Below are 15,998 nucleotides of genomic sequence, written 5' to 3'. Positions count from 1 at the left end.
GCGTAGAGCAGCCGGCGGCCATAATTCCGACGAGGTAGCCGCGAGGGTCACCGGCCCTGGCGCAGTGCACGGGCAAGGAAGTTGTTCGCGCGGCTGCCGGGATGCCTGACGTAGGTGGCGAACACCTGACGGCCGCGTACCTCGAACCGCAGCGCCTTCTTCCGACGCGGTCGGATGATGTGCGGCCGGGTGCCGTCGAGGACGAACCGCGTCGCCGGGTGGTCGCAGACGATGACGCCCTGGAGGCCACGGGGGCCGCTCTCGATCTTCCACGAGATGTACCGGCCCATGGAGCCCGGTGCCTCTCGCTCGGCGATCTTCGCCGTGCGCTCCGTACGGACAGCGAGCCGCCGCGCCACGACGCCGTTCCGGAGGCGCAGCGTACGCGCGATCCGGCCGGGGTCGATGCGTACCTCCACGCTCACGGCGACACCTCGTCCGGGCAACGGCATCCCGGCAGCGCCACGGTGACGCGCTGCTCCAGGCCGACGCAGCCGCCCTCCGGGCCGACCATGCGCTGCTGGCCGAGCACGAACTTCCGTCCCCTGCGAGCCGAGGAGGTACCGGGCAGGCAGCACAGGAGCGCGTTCTGCACGGTGACCGCGTCCACGTGCATGACGCGGGCCGCCGCCGACAACTCCTCGCACGTGGGCGGGCATCCGCCTTCGTCGTACGTGGGGGCGCACCGCAGCAGCGTGATCACGAGCTCTGCCGCGGTGAGCGGCGGCGGCGTGCAGCCACGCATCCCGAAGACCGTCCGGTCCTCGGTGGGGAAATCCAGCGTGCTCGAGTACAGGCGGGCCACGCTCACGGTGAGCTGCCCCGGAGCGCCATCGCCAGAGCAGGGGTCGTCGCAGTTGTCCCACGCTGGCTGGCCGGGCACCACGCACGCCCGGCCCGGGCAGCCGGGCTGCCCATCGACGACGAGCGCCGCCTCGGCGAGGGCCGCGCACACGCAGCCGAGGACGGCCTCCGTCAGGTCGTGCAGGTCGAGCGCGTTCAGGGCCATTGCTGCACCCTCGGCCGCTTGAAGTCCGGCGAGTAGACCTGCGACGGCGAGGTGAGCCGGTACGGGTTCACGACGGACAGCCACAGGTCGACGGTCGGCAGGCCCGTCCGGCCCTCCGAGTAGATCAGCGTCGGGTCCATCTCCATCTCGACGCCCTGGCGGACCATACGGGTCAGGTTCCTGTTCGTCTTGCAGCCGCACGAGCCGGGCGCGCACCCCTTGAGGAAGTGGCACGTCAGCTCGGACACCGCGGCGATCGCCGCGTCGTCCAGCGGTAGACCCACCCGGTACGAGACGGTGAACGTGCCCTCCGTTCCGGGCGGAGACGCGAGCTCCTGGCAGTCCGGCCAGCAGCCGCCGTCCGTACGGACCAGACGCCCCGGTGCGTCAACTCGGTACGCCTCCGGGACCAGGAGCTCGCCGTCGACGTCGACGCTGACGACGTCGTACACGGGGCCTGGGAGGTACACCTCGCACAACTCGCTGCACGAACAGTCCGCCCGGCACCCACACACCGAGGCGTTCCGCCAGACGCCGTCGACGCCGATGTACGGGATCCAGCCACCAGTGCTCGTTCGGGCCTGGAAGCTGATCGGCGCGGATTCCAGGCACGACCGCCGGCATGGGCGGACGGTAACCGGGCACGGGCCCAGCCGTCGCCCGGACAGGCCCCAGAGGAGCTGTGACGCGACGCGTGTCCACCGATCGACCTCCTCCAGGGCCATTCCTTCTGGGATCTCGCAGCAGAGGGAGGTGGGCCACGGGTCGCATGGTCCGATGTGGAGCGGCATTCACTGCCTCCCCGTGATTTCGTACCGGCACGGCTGCGGGAAGGCGCTGCGGATGAACTGTCCGACCATTCCAGCCGCGAAGGAGTCGGGCATGGTCGACAGGAACCCCGAATGGGGTCCGTAGCCGCGCGGCGCGCGGTGCGCGATCTTCACGTCCCGGAACTCCCTGCCGCCGAGTTCGGCAAGGTTGCCGTACATCGTCCGCTTGTGAAGGACGTCCAGGTGCCGGCCGACGTCCAGGGCACGCAGCATCCCGGTCTTGTCCACGGGCATCGGCACGTGCAGCTCGTACGAGAGCGGGTCGGGGTGGCCGAGCTGCTCCAGGAGCGCGCGGGTCTCCCTCATGCCGCGCAGGTACGGCCCGGACGCCCGGGCCGCGTAGTACGGCTCCACGGCCTGCACGGGACCTCTGTGGAGCACCGGCATGGAGGTGCAGGGCCGCATGACGAACATGTCGTCGTTGGCCAACAGGAACGTCTCGGACACCTCTGGGTGCTCGCACGCCGCCCGTACGGCGATGGTGGTGTTCTGGTACTTCGTGCCGATCTGCTGGGTGGGGATGTGCTGGACGCCGTTGAGCCACGGCAGACGGTGACCGACCACCCACACCCGCCTGTGCGGCAGGTGGGCCACCCACGAGCGCAGCGCGTAGCGCAACTGCTCGTTGGCGGATCCCTCCCGCACCGGTACGACGATGTCCGGCGCCTCCACGTCAGGACGCCAGGCACATGGGGCCGGTGACGGCGGTGTAGTCGCACACGGGCACCGGCGGGGCGATCGAGGTCACGAACGTCCGGCGGTGGCAGGACGAGCCGATCGGCGTGAGCATGGGGCCGGCGGTGCCCGCGGCGTTGATCGGCATGACGTTGTACGGGCCGACGCCCCACCCGCCGCCGGCGCGGGTCGCGCCGGTGAGGGTGAGCGAAGCGGCCTCGCTGCCGATCTCCATGTCGCCGAGGACACCGTTGGTGAGCCACGGGAGCAGGAAGTAGATCCAGGCGCCCTCGTCGCCGGCGCCGTCGCAGGCGTCTTCGCCCAGCACCTCGGCCCACAGCTCCAGCGCGAAGCCGCTGTTGCACTGGACGGAGCAGTCGTCGTAACCGATCGGCTTGCCGTCGTAGCCGTAGAAGACCGGATTTCCCGTGACCAGCTCGATGAACTCCGGCGACACGGAGAAGAAGTTCAGTTCGACGTCGAAGCCACGGAGGCTCGGGCAGCCGCGCTTGAAGCCGCAGACCCTGCCGTTGGCGGCGCGGTACTCGACGTCCTCGCCTTCCTCGATGTTCGGGTTCATCGACAGGCTGGCGAAGCAGTCGAACACGAATCCGTTGTCATCGCCACATACCGGGCGGCCGCAGCCGTCGAGCCGCGTGACCCGGATGGTGTCGGCGTTGGCGATCAGCGGACAGGGCATCTGGGGGCCTCCAACAGTGCGTTGGTCGGCCCGGCCCATAACCAGCGGCGACGGACACCAGCATAGCCGCGCGACTCCGCCCCCTACCGGGCGCGGCGTACGGTCTTCCGGCCTACCTCCGCTTGGGGGGTGCGGGGTACGGCTTCTGCATCGGCCTGCTGCTCGGCGGCGAGCCACGCGGCGGCTCGCTCCTCCCCGACGCGCTGGGCTGCCGCAAGGCGTGTGGCGTACTCATCCGGGCCTACCTCCTCCCACCCCTCGGGAGGGTCGAGGAGGTCACCGTCCTTGGTGAGGAACCCGGACTCGTCCGGGGAGATGAAGAACCGCATGGGCGTCAGCCTCCCTTTCACCGGTCAGTTGTTGGTCGTGGTGATGATCGCGGCGTCCGAGATCCACGAGTTGACCGTGATGCTGCCCGCGGTGACGTTGACGGCGGGAGTCAGGCGTACGGTGCGCGCCGTGCCAGGGGCGCGGTTGTAGCCGGTGTCGAGCACGGTGCCGCTCTGGCGCTCCCGGCGTGCCGCGCCGGGGGCGGTCAGCAGTCCCCACAAGGGCCGAACGGCACCGGCCCCGCCGTCGATGGACAGCAGGTATCCGACCGTGAAGGTGGCGGTGGAGACGTAGTTGATGTCCCAGGTACCGGCCACCGTCACCTGGTAGCACCAGGGGCGCGATGTGTTCCCCAGGTAGTTGGCCGGGACGGCGAACTGGACGAAGGCGCTCGCGTTGATGGCCACCCAGCCGGCGGTCACGGCGATGGAGCCGGAGCCGCTGGCGAAGTGCTCGGTGTAGACCTTGTCGGCTGAGCTGCGGTGTTCCGGTGGGGTCCAGAGCTTGCCGGTGGCGGGGTCGCACTTCAGGGTCGATTCCGTGGCCACGGCGCCGGTCCAGGGCCAGGCAGCCGACCCGGCCGCCGGCGCCACCACGAGGGGGGCAGCGGCCTCACCGGTGCCGCTTAGACCGCAGCCGGTCACGAGCGGGGTCGCGGCCACCGTGTACGGGGTGGAGGTCGAGCCGTTCCCGGTGACCGTGACGCCGGATCCCGCGATGACCGTGCACGTGCACTGGGCCTCGCCGCAGCATCTACGCATGAGCGCCCTCTCTACGGACGAAGGGCGCCCGGCCCACAACCAGCGGCGACAGCACCACCATAACCGCGCGAGCCCACGCGCTTCGGGCTCAAGGGGATCGGCGCACGGTGCCACGCGGCGCCCTCGGGGGCCCGCTGGCGGCGCGCTCCATGACCTCTATCCACCGCGCCAGCTCCAGGCGGGACTGCTCGGCGAGGAACGCGCTGCGAGCGCGCGCCGCTTCAACCTTGCGGGCACGCTCCGGGCCATCGCGGTACAGGGCACGGATCGCTGCCACCCAGGCGCGGGTATCAGACCGGTCGATGAAGACGCCGGCGTCGCCGAGCGCTTCGCGGAGACCAAGGGTGGGGTGGGCGATGACGGGGATGCCCGAGGCCAGGGCCTCCACCGCTGCCATGCCGTACGACTCGTAGACGCTGGGCGCGGTGAGGACCCGCGTCCGCGCCCACACATCGCGGCGCATGTCAGAGGTCTGCGGGATGATCCGCACGTTGCCGCGTACCCCGCGGGTCACCTGCTTGCCGTGGGCGCCGGTCACCCCGAGGAACGGCAAGGACCCCAGCATGGCCGCTGCGCCGCGCCAGGTGTCGACACCCTTGTCCCTGCTCAGGTTCACGAGCGTGACGTGGGCGCCGGGCCTCGGCACCCGATGTTCCTCGGGGATCACCGGGGGGTGGACCACGAGGGCGCCGGCCTGGTCAAGCTGCGGATAGCGCGTCGCGAGCGACTTCATCACCCACTCGGTGTTGTAGACGCACAGGTCCGGGGCCAGCTCCAAGGCCGGCTGCTCGAAGTCGTTGTGCAGCAGCAGCACGGCTCTGGAGCGCACGGTCTTGGCCAGCGTGACGGCGCGCGCCCCGAAGTGGTGGTGCGTCACGAGGGAGCGCGGGCGCATCTGCCGGAGGGTCGCCTCGGCAGCCGCCTCGCCGAGCTGGGCGTACGGGACGCCGTCGACGTCCCACCGAGCGGGGGCCTCGGGCATCTCGGAGCAGACCACCAGGACGCTCGTACCGGCTTCTCGTAGCGCCCGCATCATCGTGTGCAGCATCGTCTCCGAGCCCGCGCGCCGGTACGGCACGCCGTAGTGCACCCACGCCACCACGTCCGCTGCCGGAGGAGGCCCAGCGGAGGCCGCGACGACGGGCTCGGGCGAGGGGCGCCGCTGCTGGTGCCCGGTCGGCTGGGCGCGGAGGAGGCTGACGCACGCCTCCTCGAAGCCGCTCAAGCTGGCCGCTGAATCCAGCGTCTCTGCGTGCGCGAGCGCCGCCTTGGACGCCGCACGGTAGGCGGCCGGGGCGGAGAGGCGGCGGAGCTCGTCCACCCACCTGGTGATGTCGTCCCGCTCGATGTAGGTCGCGGCTGTGCCGAGCGCTTCCCGCAGCCCAGGCAGGGGGGAGGCGAGGACGGGAATGCCCGACAGCATCGCCTCGACCCCGGCCCGGCCGTACGACTCCGACTGGGACGGCATGACGAGGACGCGGGTGCGGGCGTACAGCTGCCGCGGGTCGGTTCGGTCGGTCACCTCGACGTTGCCGGGCATCGGCGGGTCGTCGCGCCGGTGGCTGCGTACGACGAGGAACCGGATGTCCGGCATCCGCTCGGCGACCAGAGCGAGCACGTCGGCGCCCTTCGCCGTCGTGGACCCGTTCAGGGTCACCAACTCGCCGGGATCCGTGCGGTACCGCTCCGGGGCGATCGGCGGCGGCAGCACGACGAACGGCCCCCGGTAGGCCGAGTAGTGGGCGCGGCAGGCGTGAGAGGGGAACCACGCCATGCCCGGCTGTCCGAGATCACGATCATCGGACATGCCGTGCACCATCAGCAGGCGCGGCACGTCCGGGGCCTGCGCGACGATCTGCCGCCCCCGCCGGTCACGGTGATGGGAGATCAGCACCTCCGGCCGAGCGACCTGGACAGCGCGCCGCCAGTACCGCAGCGGCCACACCCGTACGCCGCCCTCGGTGCGCGGCTCACCGTGCCCCTTCCCGGTGGTCACCACATCGACCGCATGGCCCGCCGCCACCAGGTGCTGGACGTACTCGCGGGTCGTGACGTACGCGCCAGTCGGGGGCACCCGGTCGTAGAAGGGCAGGACCACCAGGATGCGCATCACGGGCGCGTACACGCTGTCACCGGGCGCCGGCCTGGCGCTGGAGGCCTCACGAGCGCCGTACCTCCGGGTGCTTCTGGCGGCGGTGGTGGTCCCGGCCGCGCTCCGTAGTGAACGTCCGCGCGCAGAGGTCGCACGGGAAGGCCCCTTCGACGCCGTCGGCCTGCGGGGTGCTGGAGTCGCTGCCCGGCTCCTCCAGGGGCACCGAGCCCGGCGGGTAGGCGGCGGGAGGCACCTCCGGGAGCGGCTCGCCCGGCACGGCGATCCGCTCCTGTTCCAGCCCACCGGCCAGCCCTTCGGCGGTAGCGACGCCCAGCAGCTCGACGTGCTCGCTCGCCTCCTGCTCGTCCACGTCCGGAGAGATGTACTGGTGGCCGTCCACTCGGGCGCCGATCAGGATCTCCTCCGGGGCCACGGTGAACAGCTCGGCCGGGACAGCGAAGGTGTTGGGACCGACGGTGTACGGCTTCGGTGTCTGGGCGACCGCCCAGCGGGCGAAGGCGACGCGCAGCTCGTGGGCCGGCTCAACCTCGATCATGTCGCTCATGGGTAGGTCACCACCTGGATCGCGCACACGGTGCAGGTCGTGCCCACCACGTAGGTGCGCTCGACGAGCAGCCGCATGTCGTTGCTGCGGATGTTGATGGACTGGCCCCGCTGGTCGGGGATGGTGTCGACCGGTCCACGACGGATGGCCACCGGGCCGGTGATGTACAGCCACCCCGTGCCCGGCTCGGCCGGGATGTTTCCCGGGCCCGTGTTCATGACGCTGTACCCCGCGCCGATCACAGCGCAGTGGCCGGCGAGCGTCCGCAAGGTGCCGGTTGCCGGGTCCTCTCTCAGCACGTTGCAGCAGCCGAGGAGCGAGGCGACGCCGACAGGGACGTGCAGGGTGCCGACGCCGCCGTACGACTCCGCGAGACACCCCTCCAGCGCGGCCACGCCCTGCTCGACAGTCACCGGCCCGGCGGCCGGGGTGAGGTCCACAGCCGTCATCGCGAGCGTGTCGCGCCACCACGCGGCCTCGAGCGCCTGCTGCTCGCCGAGCGCGAGCGAGGCCTGCGCATGGGCGCGGGCCTCCTCGTACGACCAACCGAGGGTGGAGCACTCGATGCCGGCGTACACGGTGATGGGTGAGGCGTGTTCCAGGGCCGGGCGGCAAAACTCCTTCTGGGTCGGGGCGCCGGGGGATTCGTCGCTGGGCGACTCGTCGTCGCACGGGTCGGGCCAGTCGTTGACGGGGCAGCAGCCAAAGGTGATCCACTCCACGCCGTTGAGCTCGTGGATGCGGTCCTCGGTGACGTCGGTGATGGTCGTGCACGAGGCGCCGAGGATGCCGTGCGGCAGCGGTGTGCCCGGGATCGCCTCTACGTAGCTGCGCAGGCCGGCGGACGGCATCGCGCACCTCCAGTCGTGTCAGGAGCGGTGCCGGGCCCGTGGGGAGGGCCCGGCACGCTGTAGTGGGCCGGAGGCGGATCAGCTCGCGTCGGGCAGGCACACGATGTCGGTCTGGGCGCCGGTCTCACCGCTCGGGCAGACGGGCACCGTGACGCGGCGGGTGTCGACCGACCTGTTCACGAGGGCCACGCACTCCTCCGCGAACAGCGCGGTGTAGTCGTTCTTGCTGAACTTGGTGCTGTCGTGGATCACGCCGAGGTTGACCTCCTCGCCGCGGCCGATCTGGAGCGAGCCGGCCGGGTAGATGAGGAACTGGACGGCGTCCGGGAAGCTGGTGACCGGGGTCGCGCCGCCGATGTCCGTCGGTACGGCTGGGGAGAGGCCGCGCGCCCACTGGACGCGGACGCCGAGTTCGGTGAACAGCGCCTGGATCTGGGAGTCGCTGACCTGGTCCACGGTCACCCCGTTACGGCGGGCGAGGTCGGTGAGGAAAAGGCCGCGCGCCCACCATGGGAACACGACCTCCAGGGACGTGCTCTCGCACAGGCTGTGCCGCTCGATCATGTCGCTGCTCTGGAGCGCGACGGCCGCGTACACGGCGGACAGGGCGCCCATCGAGGGGGCCATCGTGACGGGGGTCGCCGCGGCGAGCGCCTTCTGGAAGAGGACCTGCCGGAGGCGGATCTCGTGCGCGACCATCGAGTTCCTCAAGTACCACGCGACGAGCTCCGGAAAGTGACGCTGCGTCAGAATGCCTGCTTCCAGGCAGACACCGACCGCGTCGCACCTCACCTCAGTCGGTGCCGGGCAGGGGATCTTGAAGCACGGCTTGGTGGCACCGCTGATGTCGTCGGCCTCGGTGTGCACCCAGGTCATCGACCCGACGTCCAGGGACGGCGTGCGGTAGAAGCGCAGTCCGCCACGGGCGAGCTGGATCTCCGGGGCGTCCCACAGCATGTCCGGACACGCGACGTCGACCAGGTCGTACACGGTCTCGGACGGCGCGCACCAGCCGCCGGACGCGACCAGGTCGCCCTGGGGCAGGCGCCGCTGGTTCGCCGCCGTGATGGCGACGGTCGTGCCTTCCGGCGCCGAGCTGGAGTCGGTGACGATGAGCTCCTGCGGGTACGGGTGCCGGTAGGAGATGACCTGCCCGACGCCACCGCCAGCGGTTTTGAGGGCGTTTGCCCGGCTGATGATGCCGGTGGTGATGTCGCCGAAGTCCAGCGCTGCGCCCGGGGTGTAGCCGGGGACGTCGACCGCCGCGGTGATGGAGGTGCCCGGGGCCGGCGGCTCCGGGAGGACGCGGGGCTGGCGGCGGCGCACGTGGGACAGATCGAGGGCGGGGCGATGGACGACGGCGCTGGCGGTGGCCTTCGGGGCGGGCTCCGGCTCGGACTCGGGCTCGGGCTCCGGTTCCGCTGCCGCTGTCTCTTCGGCCGGCTCGTCCTCGCCGGGCTCGGGGTCGCTGCCGCGCACTTGGGCGGCGAGGGCGTCGATCTCTGCGGCGGCCTGTTCGGCGGCCTCGCGGCGGCTGGCCTGTTCGGTGCGGATCGAGTCGACCACGGTCGCGAGGGACCGAAGGGCTTCCAGGTCCTTGGTGGTGACGGTCGTGGACTGCGACTTGGCGTCGAACGCCTCGACGGCGCCCGCCAGCGCCTCTGCGAGCTCGTCGTCGGTGAGGGCGGTGATGTCCTCGGGGATCTCGAAGTCGGCCATAGCCGGGCACTCCTGTGATCGATCGCGGAGTGTCCAGGCCCATAACCATCAGACGCTGTCGAACAGCATAGCCAGACGTCAGCACCCCTGACCGGGAGAGCTGCATCCGCTCGTGCGGAACGGTCTCCCGGCCGGGGTGTTGCGCTACTGACTGGAGGTGCTCGCCGCCCCCTGCGGGGCCTTCGGGCGGACGATGCTGCCCGCGTACCGCTTGGCGACGGCCTCGCACGTGGGTTGGGAGCTGGAGCTGAACAGCACCTTCCCCTGGCCGCCGTCCGCGACGACCTCGAACTGCTCACGCTTCTTGTTGCAGGAGCACGGCATCAGGCATCCCCTTCCGGTGTGTTGGTGTCGGGAGCGAGCTGTTCCCGGGCCGGGTCGATGACCGACGCCGCCAGGCGCGCGGCCTCGGCCTTGGCGGCTTCCGCGCGCTGCTCCTGGCGGCGGTCCATGGCCGCCAGCAGCACGTCGAGGAACGGGACGCTCGTGAGGAGCGCGGAGGCGACGGCGTCCACGTCGCCGCTCAGGAGCGGACGCTGTCCGGACGTGTCCGCCGGGTTGTCCGGACGGTGTCCGCCCAGGTCGGCGGCGTCGGCCGCGAGTTGGCCCGAGTTGTCCGGAACAACTCCCGGGCCGGTGTCCGGCTGCTGTCCGGACGTGTCCGGACGGTCCATGAGGCCGGCGGCCGACGCGGCCAGGGCAAGGTTCGACCGCTCGGCAACCGCGGCGGCGAGAAGCGGCGAGGAGTGCCCGGGGACGGGGACGGACAGCACCGCGCGGAGCTGCCAACGCCCGTCCGGGCCCTGCTTCATGTGGTAGCTGGGCTGCGTCGCCCGGAAAACGGCGCGGTCCCACTCTGACAGCCACGGGCCGGCCGCGCCGCTGAACCAGAGGCCGCCCGCGTTCTGGCCGACCGTGACGATCCCGGCGACGGTCCGAGAGTCGTCGAACTGGCAGGCGGCGTCCTCGCACTCGGCTCCGTCGCGGCGGTGCGGGGCGTTCATCGTGAAGGCACCGGCCTTGACAAGGGTGCCGTCGTCGAGCTGGAAGCGGGCGCGGAGGAAGTGCGTGAGGTCGAGCTTGCCGAGCGACTCGATGGTCAGCTTCCGGCCCGGGTACCCGGCGTGAGGCTCCCCGGCCTGGGCGACCCAGCCGTAGATACGGCCGTCCGCGTAGTGCACTCCCCCGGAGCCGGGCGGCAGTTCCTCCGGGGTGGGCTCCTTGAACCAGGCGGCGGGCATCGGCGGGAGGTCTCGCATCGCCGTCCACGCCGACGCCACCAGCTCTTGCATGGACGCCGTCTCCATGCCGGTGCCGTCAGCCACGGCCAGGTCCTCGAACGCGGACGCGTGAACGTCGGGGCCCTCGGTGATCGGGCCGCAGTACAGACCCGGGGCGAGGCGGACGATCCGGCCGGCCTTCGCGGCGCGGGACAGGTGCCCGCGTACGGGCTCCATTTTCATGCCGAGGGCGCGGGCGACGTCGCGGGCACCGACGGCCACGGGCGAGCTCTTGACGTACTCGACGACCCGCATGTGTGCCTCGCTCGGCCCGTTGGCCGCCGCCCACCACTCGTCCTCGTCGCTGTCGTCGGCGGGGCCAGGCTCGGGCATGTCGTCGAGGACGATGCGGGCCTGGTCGTAGGCGGGCATCGCGACGAGGGTCGCGCCACGCAGCCGGGCTCGGGTGACGCGCATCAGCAGGTCACCGGACGACTCGCGGTGCACGACCCGGCCCTCGATGTCGTCGGGGTCGCCGGCCGCCGCGGTGAGCGTGCCGGTCGCGCCGAGTGCCGCGTGCACCGCGGCGGCGGACACGACGCCGTCCTTGCCGGTGATGAGCTGGACGGCGGTACCGGTTCGGGAGAGCGCCACGCCGGACGCGGCCCACTCCGTGGTGTGGGTGGCGGTCAGCGACCACGCGCCGTCGTCCAGACGCAGCAGCGACGCCGACGGCAGGGAGGCCAGCAGCAGGACCTGGCCCTCGCCGTCCTCGGCGGGCGTACGGTCCACGAACTCCACGGAAACGTCGTCCAGGTCTACGGAGACGCCGAGCGGGGCCTGCTCCTCCAGCAGCATGAGCGCGTCGGCTCCGGCAGGGCGTCCCGGGTAGAGGACGCCGGTGCCGGTGATCCGGTCGCCTTCGCGGGCGATGCTCTGGATGGCGCCGGCGAGTTCGGCGCCCTGGTGGCCCATCAGCATCTCGTCGGCGTGCTGGAGCGGCCACGGCCCGGGGCCGTTCCAGTACAGCGCCCCGGGCCGGAACACGCGGCCGTCGCCGGTCTGGGTGTTCTCGAACGCCAGGGCGGTGGTGCCGGGCGTGGACCAGGGGCGCGGTGCCAGGGGGCCGAGGGACTGGTTCTCGTCGCCGTCCATGGCGGTTGCCTCCTCTTCCGAGGCGAGCGGGATGTCGGTGTGCGTACCGGCGAACGCCACTCGTAGCCGGTCGAATCGGATACGCCCGAGGCGCTGGTTCATCGCGGTCAGCAGCGACGGGCTGCGGGTGTAGGCGGCGCACACGTGCGGCTGCCACGGGGTGTGCTGGGTCGGCAGCTTGGGCTGCCGGTGCATGTCCTCCAGGGCGTAGGTGGCAGCCCAGCGGGCGGCTTCGAGGTTCGGGGCGTCCTCGGGCCGGTCGCGGTCGTCGCCGACGGACCACACCCAGCACGGCTCGTCGCCGTCCGCGTTCCACTGGTTCGCGCCGAACGCGCGGGCCACGATGGGCTCGCTGATGTCCGGGGCGCGGGAGCGCAGCCGGGCGATGAGGTCGGCGCGGTGCTCCTCGTCCCAGGCGTCGGCCTCGCCGAGGTAGTACAGCGTCAGGTGCAGCTCGCCGGGTGGTTCGGCGCCGGTGGCGTGGAGGGCCAGACGCTCGGCGTCCTCCTCGGTGGGGATGAGGGCGATCATCGCGCCCGTGTGGCCGCCAGCGGCGGTCACGGACTGGGCTTCCACAGCGCTCTCCTCTGATTCCAAGACGTCGACCCGCGTCGGGTCCTGTGGTTCGAAGGCGGTTGCCTGGAGTTCGGGGTGCACGGCAAGGCGGCAGCGGCAGTTGATGACAAGGCCGGCCGGGGCCGTCGGGTCACCGGGGTGCTGCATGGCCACGCCTGCGACGGTGAACGGCTCGGACAGGAGCCGGATCTGTCCGTCTGCCTCGTCGTGGGTCTCGCGGACGCGCGGGTCGTGCCGGGTGACCCACTGCTTCACGATCGGCCGGTCGGGGCCGGTCATGTCCTCGGCGGCGGCGAGCGTGGCCGTGTTCCAGACCCGGCCGGCCTCCGTGCGGGCGATGCGCTGCTCCCGTGCTGGGCCGAGGTTGGCGCCATCGCGGGTGAACGCGGCGCGGAGCCGGGCGCGCAGCTGCTCGATGTCCTCTCCGGCGTCGATGCCCGCGGCGAGTTCGGCGCGGGCGGCTTCGGCCAGGCGGTCGCCGACCGCGCGCAGCAGGTGTTCCGTCGTGGTGACGTACTGGCTCATGGCGGCCGGGAGGGTGCCGTCGTCGTACCGGGCGGGCAGGTCGTCCCAGCCGTCCGGGAGTTCGGCGTCGACGTCTTCGGCCGCCGCGGTGGCGGCTTCCTCAGCGGTGCCGAGGAGCCGGCGGACGAGGCCGGTGACGCGGGCGCCCCACATGCGGGCGATCCGGCCGACGCTGAACCGGGCGGCGACCAGCTCGGTGGCGGCCTGGACGGCGTCGGCGAACTCGTCGGCGGTCTCGGTGAGCGCCGCGGCGACCGCGTCGGCGAAGTCCTGCTCCGCCTGGTCGAGCTGGCGGTTACGGTCCGGCACGGTCGATCCTCCTCACCGGCAGGGGGTTCTCGGGGTCGTCGCAGACCTCGCACCACGCCCAGGTGCCGACCAGGGTCAATCCGTCCGGGGACAGGAGCAGCAAGTCGGCGGTGAGGTGCGTCCATGCCTTGCAGGTGCGGCACCAGCCGGTGCGCACCGTGCCGGGGTGAAGCGCCACGTCGTCCGGTGCGGGCCTGTGTATGCCGACGCTGCGGCCGGGGCGGGGCGTCATGCCGCTGCTCCGGCGCAGGAGGTGAGGACGGTATGCACGAGCCGGTACTCGTGCTCGACGCCGGCGGCGATCAGCTCGCGGGCGTAGCTGTCCAGGGACGCGGTCAGGCACTCCGGGTCGAGGCCGTACCGTCCGGCGATCTCGGGGGCGCGGGTCCATGCGCCGTCCAGGAGGCGCCACTGGTCGACCTGGCTGGCGTCGACCGGCAGCAGGGTGTGCAGGCGGGCAGACTCGATCTCGCGGGCCGCGGCGCGCTCGCTGCGGGGGCAGGCGGGGGTCTTGCGCAGCTTCTCCCCTGCCGCTGTGAGCGCGCCCCAGATCAGGCCGTCAGCGGCGGCCAGGAGCCCTTCGCCGAGGCCCGATGCGGCGGCGAGCGTGTCCGGGGGTGCCTCGGACTCGTCGACGGGCAGCTCGACCGGGGCCGGCGGCTCCGTCTCCTCCTCGGTGTCCTGGTCTCCGGGCTCGGGCGGGGTGGGCTTGCGGCGGTCCAGTTCCTCGTCGGTGGGGGCGTCGGACTCGTCGAAACCGGTCTCCCTGCGGAGGGCGGCGTCGGAGATGACGCCCCGGTCGTGCGCCTGCAGAGCGGTCTCGGACCGGTTGGTGCGTACCCGCAGCGGGGCGGTGTCGTACCAGACCAGCCACCGGTGCCAGTCCGGATCGTTTTCCGCTTCGAGGATGGGGCGGAGCCACTGCTGCGTGAGGGCGTACGCGACGGTGGCCAGCTTCGGTTCGATGCCGAGCCGGATCGCCTCGCTGGTCAACGCCCAGGCACCCCAGTGGTTCACGTCTCCGAGGCCGAGGAGGATCTCCGCCGGGATCTCCAAGCCGGTGGCGAAGCGCCGTACGGCCTCTTCGCGGAGCCGGATGGCCAACTCGTCGAATTCGGATTCGAACTTGATGTGCTTGAACTCAGCGATGGCCTCGGCCGGGAGCTCCAGGATGATCGGGACCGTCGCGGCGGCCGAGTCCGGGTCACGGATCGCCGTCTCGGCGATCGTCATCAGGATCTCGATCAGATCGTCCTCCGCTTCCCCGGCCGGGCCCGACGTGGGGAACCGGGTGCCCTTCGGGATGAGGAGCAGACCCCGGCCGGTGATGCGCGAGCGGGCGATCGCCTTCACCGCCGCGTTGAGCAGCAGCAGCTCCTCCAGCAGTTCGAGGCTGGAGCGGACGGGGCTGTCGGCCTCGATGGCGCGCTCGGGGTCGGGCTCCCACACGCGCAGCGCCACGGGCCCGTCCGGGTCCATGCTGTCGGGGTCTCCTTCGGGGATTGGGACCTCTTCGCCGTCGATCTCGGCTATGAGCTTCCCGGACTGCTGGCGGACCTCTTTCACCGACAGGACGCGCCAGTCGTGCCCGTCCTCGGGGCTGTACGGCGACAGCACCTCGGAGTTGGGGCGGACGATGATCCAGCCCTCGCCGGGGACGGTGAGGTGCTTGCCGAACGCTCCGAGCAGCTTGGCCTGTCCGTCGGGTCCGCCGGCGATCTGGGAGACGATCTCGTGCGCCCGGTGCCCGGCCGGTGCGGGTTCGATCGTGCCGTCGTCGGCGCGGCGGCCGGCGAACAACCGGGCGCCGGACATGGCGTTGCCGATCCACGAGGCGGCGAACCGCACCTCGGGGACCGCGTGGTACATGTCGTACGCACGGCTCTGCCACGACTGGTCCCCGGCGCCCTTGCCTCGGATCTTCCGCGACGTGTACCGGGACGCCGCCGCGGTGATTGTGCGGGCCATCAGTCGTGGTCCTGGCGGGAGTCGTCCCAGCGGTTGAGGAGGACGGCGGCGCCCGCGACGGCGAGCCACTCGAAGCCGTGGACCAGGACCGGGGTGCCGTGCCACTGGCCGGTGACGAGGAGCCACGCCAGGAGGAGGGCGCCGGCGACCCACCAGCCGGAGCAGTAGACGCAGGAGATCAGGGTGACGATCGCCGTGCGGGCGCTGCTCTCGGGCCGCTTCTGGTGCCAGTTGAAGACCCGGTCCCGTACCGGGTCGAGGATGGAGTCGTGCACGACGAGCTGCGTGCCGCGATACCCGGCGAGCGCCAGGAAGGCGAGTTCTGTAAGACCGATCATTCCGTACCCCAGGCTGATCATCCGGCCGAGTGAGGGCGGGATGATAGGCCATTTCGCGAGCGCCGGTCCGGCTTAACTCCGCAGGTCAGCACGGCATTTCAGATCACGACTACCAACGTAGCCTGGAGTACGGGGCGACCCGGGGCCCTGTGGCATGCGGGGAGGGCGAGCACGGAGAAGGCCCCGGAGCGGCGCCCCGGGGCCTTCTGGCCGGCCTCTTCCGCCTACTGGAGCAGGACCTTCGCCACCTCGCTGGCGACGGCGGCTCCGACGGTGGTCAGCTCCGTACGGATCGGGCGTACGGCCCGCTTGAGGGCGTCCCACCAAGGGCTGTTGCCCCGGGCGTGCTTCGGCTTCTTGCCCACGTGGACCTCA

Annotated in this window: 17 protein-coding genes; all 17 read right to left on the bottom strand. The window is 71.7% G+C overall.

Annotated features, from left to right (window positions below; translation table 11 throughout):
• Positions 1-47: 47 nt before the first annotated feature.
• Positions 48-425 carry a hypothetical protein gene (locus ABZX75_RS17675; RefSeq protein ID WP_355411353.1) on the bottom strand — a complete coding sequence of 126 codons (378 nt, stop codon included), beginning with the start codon at positions 423-425 and terminating at the stop codon, positions 48-50.
• Complete coding sequence (locus ABZX75_RS17670) at positions 422-1,009, bottom strand: hypothetical protein (protein ID WP_355411351.1); 588 nt, start codon at positions 1,007-1,009, stop codon at positions 422-424. Before ABZX75_RS17670 ends, ABZX75_RS17675 begins: the two co-directional genes overlap by 4 nt.
• Positions 1,000-1,461, bottom strand: coding sequence for a hypothetical protein (locus ABZX75_RS17665; RefSeq protein WP_355411349.1), 462 nt, complete (start codon positions 1,459-1,461; stop codon positions 1,000-1,002). The genes ABZX75_RS17670 and ABZX75_RS17665 overlap by 10 nt, the downstream gene beginning before the upstream one ends.
• A 339-nt stretch (positions 1,462-1,800) precedes the next feature.
• Positions 1,801-2,511, bottom strand: a complete 711-nt coding sequence (locus tag ABZX75_RS17660; protein ID WP_355411347.1) for a hypothetical protein — start codon at positions 2,509-2,511, stop codon at positions 1,801-1,803.
• A 1-nt stretch (position 2,512) separates the two neighbouring features.
• Positions 2,513-3,214 (bottom strand): hypothetical protein, encoded by a 702-nt coding sequence (locus tag ABZX75_RS17655; protein WP_355411345.1) that lies wholly within the window; start codon positions 3,212-3,214, stop codon positions 2,513-2,515.
• Positions 3,215-3,297: 83 nt separating this feature from the next.
• Positions 3,298-3,543 (bottom strand): hypothetical protein, encoded by a 246-nt coding sequence (locus tag ABZX75_RS17650; RefSeq protein ID WP_355411343.1) that lies wholly within the window; start codon positions 3,541-3,543, stop codon positions 3,298-3,300.
• A 24-nt stretch (positions 3,544-3,567) separates the two neighbouring features.
• Positions 3,568-4,305: a hypothetical protein gene (locus ABZX75_RS17645; RefSeq protein ID WP_355411341.1), complete on the bottom strand. Its 738-nt coding sequence runs from the start codon at positions 4,303-4,305 to the stop codon at positions 3,568-3,570.
• 88 nt (positions 4,306-4,393) lie between these two features.
• A complete protein-coding gene (locus ABZX75_RS17640; protein ID WP_355411339.1) occupies positions 4,394-6,415 on the bottom strand; it encodes a glycosyltransferase family 4 protein in 2,022 nt (673 codons plus the stop codon).
• A gap of 49 nt (positions 6,416-6,464) precedes the next feature.
• Positions 6,465-6,962 (bottom strand): hypothetical protein, encoded by a 498-nt coding sequence (locus ABZX75_RS17635; RefSeq protein ID WP_355411337.1) that lies wholly within the window; start codon positions 6,960-6,962, stop codon positions 6,465-6,467.
• A complete protein-coding gene (locus tag ABZX75_RS17630) occupies positions 6,959-7,813 on the bottom strand; it encodes a cupin (protein ID WP_355411335.1) in 855 nt (284 codons plus the stop codon). The genes ABZX75_RS17635 and ABZX75_RS17630 overlap by 4 nt, the downstream gene beginning before the upstream one ends.
• Positions 7,814-7,891: 78 nt before the next feature.
• A complete protein-coding gene (locus ABZX75_RS17625) occupies positions 7,892-9,532 on the bottom strand; it encodes a major capsid protein (protein ID WP_355411333.1) in 1,641 nt (546 codons plus the stop codon).
• Positions 9,533-9,676: 144 nt separating this feature from the next.
• Positions 9,677-9,856, bottom strand: a complete 180-nt coding sequence (locus ABZX75_RS17620) for a hypothetical protein (protein WP_355411331.1) — start codon at positions 9,854-9,856, stop codon at positions 9,677-9,679.
• Positions 9,856-13,317 (bottom strand): phage minor head protein, encoded by a 3,462-nt coding sequence (locus ABZX75_RS17615; protein WP_355411329.1) that lies wholly within the window; start codon positions 13,315-13,317, stop codon positions 9,856-9,858. Before ABZX75_RS17615 ends, ABZX75_RS17620 begins: the two co-directional genes overlap by 1 nt.
• Positions 13,304-13,549, bottom strand: coding sequence for a hypothetical protein (locus tag ABZX75_RS17610; RefSeq protein ID WP_355411327.1), 246 nt, complete (start codon positions 13,547-13,549; stop codon positions 13,304-13,306). The genes ABZX75_RS17615 and ABZX75_RS17610 overlap by 14 nt, the downstream gene beginning before the upstream one ends.
• Positions 13,546-15,285 carry a hypothetical protein gene (locus ABZX75_RS17605; protein WP_355411325.1) on the bottom strand — a complete coding sequence of 580 codons (1,740 nt, stop codon included), beginning with the start codon at positions 15,283-15,285 and terminating at the stop codon, positions 13,546-13,548. The genes ABZX75_RS17610 and ABZX75_RS17605 overlap by 4 nt, the downstream gene beginning before the upstream one ends.
• Entirely contained in the window at positions 15,285-15,644 is a 360-nt protein-coding gene (locus ABZX75_RS17600; RefSeq protein ID WP_355411323.1) for a DUF1360 domain-containing protein, read from the bottom strand. Before ABZX75_RS17600 ends, ABZX75_RS17605 begins: the two co-directional genes overlap by 1 nt.
• Positions 15,645-15,847: 203 nt before the next feature.
• Positions 15,848-15,988 (bottom strand): hypothetical protein, encoded by a 141-nt coding sequence (locus ABZX75_RS17595; protein ID WP_355411321.1) that lies wholly within the window; start codon positions 15,986-15,988, stop codon positions 15,848-15,850.
• Positions 15,989-15,998: the final 10 nt, after the last annotated feature.

The organism is Streptomyces sp. NPDC003038, assembly GCF_040611115.1.
Taxonomy (GTDB): Bacteria; Actinomycetota; Actinomycetes; order Streptomycetales; family Streptomycetaceae; genus Streptomyces.
Note: the sequence above shows the minus strand (reverse complement) of the source record. Positions and strands in the feature narration are given on the sequence as shown.

What these genes read in the sequence shown, in the direction of transcription:
- ABZX75_RS17670 (WP_355411351.1), bottom strand. Translation starts at nt 1,009, where the DNA reads ATGGCCCTGAACGCGCTCGACCTGCACGACCTGACGGAGGCCGTCCTC.
- ABZX75_RS17655 (WP_355411345.1), bottom strand. Translation starts at nt 3,214, where the DNA reads ATGCCCTGTCCGCTGATCGCCAACGCCGACACCATCCGGGTCACGCGG.
- ABZX75_RS17650 (WP_355411343.1), bottom strand. Translation starts at nt 3,543, where the DNA reads ATGCGGTTCTTCATCTCCCCGGACGAGTCCGGGTTCCTCACCAAGGAC.
- ABZX75_RS17645 (WP_355411341.1), bottom strand. Translation starts at nt 4,305, where the DNA reads ATGCGTAGATGCTGCGGCGAGGCCCAGTGCACGTGCACGGTCATCGCG.
- ABZX75_RS17640 (WP_355411339.1), bottom strand. Translation starts at nt 6,415, where the DNA reads ATGCGCATCCTGGTGGTCCTGCCCTTCTACGACCGGGTGCCCCCGACT.
- ABZX75_RS17635 (WP_355411337.1), bottom strand. Translation starts at nt 6,962, where the DNA reads ATGAGCGACATGATCGAGGTTGAGCCGGCCCACGAGCTGCGCGTCGCC.
- ABZX75_RS17630 (WP_355411335.1), bottom strand. Translation starts at nt 7,813, where the DNA reads ATGCCGTCCGCCGGCCTGCGCAGCTACGTAGAGGCGATCCCGGGCACA.
- ABZX75_RS17625 (WP_355411333.1), bottom strand. Translation starts at nt 9,532, where the DNA reads ATGGCCGACTTCGAGATCCCCGAGGACATCACCGCCCTCACCGACGAC.
- ABZX75_RS17620 (WP_355411331.1), bottom strand. Translation starts at nt 9,856, where the DNA reads ATGCCGTGCTCCTGCAACAAGAAGCGTGAGCAGTTCGAGGTCGTCGCG.
- ABZX75_RS17610 (WP_355411327.1), bottom strand. Translation starts at nt 13,549, where the DNA reads ATGACGCCCCGCCCCGGCCGCAGCGTCGGCATACACAGGCCCGCACCG.
- ABZX75_RS17605 (WP_355411325.1), bottom strand. Translation starts at nt 15,285, where the DNA reads ATGGCCCGCACAATCACCGCGGCGGCGTCCCGGTACACGTCGCGGAAG.
- ABZX75_RS17600 (WP_355411323.1), bottom strand. Translation starts at nt 15,644, where the DNA reads ATGATCAGCCTGGGGTACGGAATGATCGGTCTTACAGAACTCGCCTTC.